Raw genomic sequence first — 3,723 nt, forward strand, 5'->3', positions numbered from 1 at the left:
CGCCGGAGGGTTCGGCGGGGGCCTTCTCGTTCACTTCTGTACTCCGCCCGACTCGCACAGCCGGCTGAGCACCACGGAGGTCGTGGTCCGGCAGCGCTGCCGGGCGGAGGGCCTCCGACTCATGCCCCGGTGCTCCCACACCGGGGTCCGCAGTCGTTACTTGCTGGCGAGCTCCTTGTCGGCGGCCGGCTTGGCGGCCTCGACGGCGGGCTTGGTGGGGGCCGTGACCTCCTGGATCGGCTGGTACGGGTTCTCCATCTGCGACAGGCCGACCATCTCGCGCTTCAGGAAGACGGCGAGGGTCCAGTCGGTGAAGACACGGACCTTCCGGTTGACGGTGGGGACCATGGCGCCGTGGTACAGGCGGTGGAACCACCAGGCCGGACGGCCCTTCAGCTTGTACTTGCCGAAGAGGATCGCGACACCCTTGTGCAGGCCGAGGCCGGCAACCGCACCCAGGTTCTTGTGCTTGTACTCCTGCTGCGGGAAGCCGCGCATGCCGGAGATCACGTTGTCGCCGAGGACGGCGGCCTGGCGCACGGCGTGCTGCGCGTTCGGCGGGCACCAGGCGCCCTCACCGGCGGCGAGGTCCGGCACCTGGGCGTTGTCGCCGGCGGCCCAGACGTAGTCGAAGCCCTGGACCTGGAGGGTCGGCGCGGTGTCGACGTGGCCGCGCGGGCCCAGCGGCAGGCCGAACTGGGCCAGCACCGGGTTCGGCTTCACGCCGGCCGTCCACACGATGGTGGAGGCGTCCATCTCCATGCCGTTCTTCAGCACGACGTGGCCGTCGACGCAGGAGTCCATCGAGGTCTCGATGTAGACCTCGATGTTGCGCTCCTCGAGCTTCTCCTTGGTCCACAGACCGAGGTCCGGGCCCATCTCGGGGAGGATGCGGTTGGCGGCCTCGACCACGACGAAGCGCATGTCGTCGCGGCTGACGGTCTTGTAGATCTTGGAGGCGTCGCGCGCCATGTCCTCGATCTCGGCGATCGTCTCGACGCCGGCGAAGCCGCCGCCGATGATGACGAAGGTCAGCGCCTTGCGGCGGACCACCTCGTCCGAGGTGGACTCGGCCTTGTCCAGCTGCGCCATGACGTGGTTGCGGAGGGCGATGGCCTCCTCCACGGTCTTCATGCCGATGCCGTTCTCGGCCAGACCCGGGATCGGGAAGGTGCGGGAGACCGAACCGGTCGCGACGACCAGGTAGTCGAAGGGCAGCTCGTACGAGTCGCCCGCCGAGGGCTGGATCGTGGCGACCTTGCGCTCGTGGTCCACACCGGTGACCGCACCGGTGAGCACCTCCGCGTTCTTCAGCGCGGTGCGCAGGGGCGCGACGAGGTTGCGGGGCGCGACGTTGCCGCCGGCCGCCTCGGGGAGGAAGGGCAGGTACGTCATGTACGACCGCGGGTCCACGACCGTGACGGTCGCTTCGCCGTAGCGCATCTTCTTGAGGATGCGCATCGCGGCATACAGGCCGACGTAACCACCGCCGACAATGAGGATGCGAGGACGCTCCGTGGTGCTCATATCCGAAAGTATCCAGCACCGCTCGGAGCAGTCTTCGTGAGCCCGCTCACAAGCTTATGGACCCCTTCTGCTACACTGCGCGCCCCCGTTTTGACCCCCCACCCGGCCCCTCGGCGCCCCCGCGACCCCCCGGTGGGCACACCCGTTCGCACGGCCCCGCTGAGCAGCAACGATCCATGAGGCGGCCCGGTTCCCGCACGGGATTTCGATTTTCAAACCTTCGGCGGCTCAGAACCTGCGATCCAGTGGCCGTCACGCCGAGCGAGCCTTCGGTCCCACATATCGGACGGACCGGACCGCTCGGTGCCGCGAAAGGCTGGATCCTCATGTGAAGAAATTCACGAACATTCCCGCGCCGCCCCGGCGCGCCCCGGCCCCGGAGCCCCGGAAGGGCGCCCGGGGCCGGGCCGGTGAGTCCCGCACCCGCTCAGCGGGCGATGCTCCAGGCGATGCCGTCGAGAATGTCGTGCTCGCTGACGACCACCTCGGCGGCGCCCGTCCGCTCCATGATCTCCAGCAGCTCCAGCGCGCCGGCCGCGATCACGTCCACCCGGCCCGGGTGCATCGACGGGATCGCCGCCCGCTCCGCATGGGTGGCGTGCAGCAGCCGGTCGGCGATCTCGGCGACCCGCTCGCGGGAGATCCGGGAGTGGTGGATCGCCTCGGAGTCGTACCGGGGCAGGTCCTGGACGATCGCCGAAATGGTGGTGACCGTGCCGGCCAGGCCGACCAGGGTGGCCGCGCCGGTCAGCGGCACGGCCTCCTCGGCCCGGTCCAGCTCCGCCCGCACGTGCGCCCTGGCCTCGGCGATCCGCGCGTCCGAGGGCAGCTCGGTGCCGTCGAAGTGCCGCTCGGTCAGCCGGACGCAGCCGATGTCCACCGAGCGCGCCGCCTGGACGTCCTCGGCCCCGAGCACGAACTCGGTCGAGCCGCCGCCCAGGTCGAAGACCAGGTAGGGGGCCGGGAACTGACCGCCGGTGAGCTCCTTGGTGGCGCCGACGAAGGACAGGTGCGCCTCCTCCTCACCGCTGACCACCTCGGGCTCGACGCCCAGGGCCGCCCGCACGCCGTCGACGTACTCGGCGCTGTTCTCGGCGTCCCGGGAGGCGCTGGTGGCGACGAAGCGGATCCGCTCCGGGCCCACCCCGAAGCCGGAGATCACCCCGGCGTACTCCCGGCAGGCGGCGAAGGTGCGCTCCAGCGCGTCCGGGTGCAGCCGTCCGGTGCGGTCCACGCCCTGGCCCAGCCGATTGATGATCATCCGCCGGTCGAGGTCGGTGATCGCCCCGGTCTCCGGGTCGAGGTCGGCGACCAGCAGCCGGATGGAGTTGGTCCCGCAGTCGATCGCGGCCACCCTGGTCGTGCTCATGCGTCGGCCTCCCCCGCCTCGCCCGCCTCCTGCGCGGCGCGCTTGGCGGCACGCTCGGCGGTCTTCTGCTCCTTGGCCGCGATCACGGCCTCGTGGTCCTGCTCCTTGGCCCGGTTGCGGGCCACCCGCTCGCCGGCGGCCGCGACCTCGGCGGCGGAGACGCACGGGCCCTTGGCCCACCAGTCCTCCAGCATGCCGAGCGCCTCGTCACCGAGCGGGTTGACGCCCTCGCCGGCCGCCAGCGAGTGGCCGGCCAGCACGTGCAGGCACTTGACCCGGTCCGGCATGCCGCCGGCGCTCGGGAAGCCCTCCAGCACCTCGATGGCGTCCCGGCGGGCGATGTAGTCCTCGTGCGCCTTCTGGTACGCCGCGGCCAGCTCCGGATCCTCGGCGAGCCGGGCGGTCTGGTCCTTCATCACGCCGTCCGCCTCCAGGGTGCCGATCAGCGAGGCGGCCTTGGGGCAGGTCAGGTAGTACAGCGTCGGGAACGGCGTGCCGTCCGGCAGCCGGGGGGCCGTCTCCACGACGTCCGGGTTGCCGCACGGGCAGCGGTGGGCCACGCCGCGCAGGCCGCGCGGGACCCGGCCGAGCTGCGCGGCGATCGCCGCGACGTCCTCGTCGGAGACGGTGGGGTGGTTCTCAGTGGTCATGGGAGGAGCTGTCTCCAGCGGGGGCGGGGGCGGGTGGTGAGGGTGGGGCGGGCTGCCCGGGGGCGGCGGGGGCCGGGTTCACGGGAGCGACGGGGGCGGCGGGGGCCGGGTTCACGGGAGCGACGGGGGCGGCGGCAGCGGCGTCCACGGAGTCCCAGACGCTGGCGTACCAGGGCC

The 3,723-nt window shown here is 71.8% G+C and carries 3 protein-coding genes; all 3 read right to left on the reverse strand.

What is annotated here, in order from left to right; genetic code table 11:
* Positions 1 to 156: 156 nt before the first annotated feature.
* The 3 genes from ABD308_RS34975 to ABD308_RS34985 all read right to left on the reverse strand — a co-directional run bounded on the left by ABD308_RS34975 (position 157) and on the right by ABD308_RS34985 (position 3,546).
* A complete protein-coding gene (locus ABD308_RS34975; protein WP_344343976.1) occupies positions 157 to 1,527 on the reverse strand; it encodes an NAD(P)/FAD-dependent oxidoreductase in 1,371 nt (456 codons plus the stop codon).
* Between the two features lie 427 nt (positions 1,528 to 1,954).
* The gene (locus ABD308_RS34980) at positions 1,955 to 2,896 is read right to left on the reverse strand and encodes a Ppx/GppA phosphatase family protein (protein WP_344343979.1); all 942 of its coding nucleotides are present in this window, start codon (positions 2,894 to 2,896) and stop codon (positions 1,955 to 1,957) included.
* On the reverse strand, positions 2,893 to 3,546 hold the full coding sequence (locus ABD308_RS34985; RefSeq protein ID WP_486327047.1) for a DUF501 domain-containing protein: 654 nt from the start codon (positions 3,544 to 3,546) through the stop codon (positions 2,893 to 2,895). The genes ABD308_RS34980 and ABD308_RS34985 overlap by 4 nt, the downstream gene beginning before the upstream one ends.
* Positions 3,547 to 3,723 lie beyond the last annotated feature (177 nt).

Origin of the sequence: Kitasatospora putterlickiae (assembly GCF_039527695.1) — a bacterium.
Classification (GTDB): Bacteria; Actinomycetota; Actinomycetes; order Streptomycetales; family Streptomycetaceae; genus Kitasatospora; species Kitasatospora putterlickiae.